Annotated in this window: 1 protein-coding gene; it reads left to right on the top strand. The window is 60.0% G+C overall.

Annotated elements, in window-relative coordinates:
* Window positions 1-125: 125 nt before the first annotated feature.
* Window positions 126-515: hypothetical protein (locus HAQ05_RS28085; RefSeq protein WP_190427695.1), on the top strand; the 390-nt coding region annotated here is incomplete at its 3' end.

The following is a 515-nucleotide window of genomic DNA, read 5'->3' as shown; positions in this document are numbered from 1 at the left end:
CCACCTCCCCCCTTCAATCGACCGCATCAGGCAGGCACCAGGCATGGCTATTCCCCAGTTTGGTCACTGGAGCTTGGTGCCTGCGCTAATGCGGTTGGACAAATCAGCGCACACGGAGGCGCCCCATGAACGCATTACAGCTTTGCCAACAACGCTACGAAGACATGTCGCCTCCCGATGAAAGCAATCGCGAGGATGCCTTGCAGGCCTGGATCGATGACGCTGCCGACCGCCTTACCCGCGGTAGCGACATCACCGTCACGAAACGCTTTCGGGTCATTGCCAGGATCGAACACGACGCTTTCCTCTCGGCGTTCCAAGATCACTTGCTCAAGCGCGCGGAAGAGGATGACCAGTTTTATCTGGCCCAGCTGGTGCTGGCTGCGCTCCAGGGCGGCCCCGTGAACAGCCTGGGGCGATTCTTTGCTGGCCCAACCGATCATCCCCTCGGCGTTCCCCATGAAATCGCTGAAGGCATGGTCGAGAGCCTGGCAGAGGATGGCTATGCACAGCAG

Origin of the sequence: Pseudomonas typographi (genome assembly GCF_014694385.1) — a bacterium.
GTDB lineage: Bacteria > Pseudomonadota > Gammaproteobacteria > Pseudomonadales > Pseudomonadaceae > Aquipseudomonas > Aquipseudomonas typographi.
The sequence above is the reverse complement of the archived record's forward strand: the minus strand, read 5'-3'. Positions and strand labels throughout refer to the sequence as shown.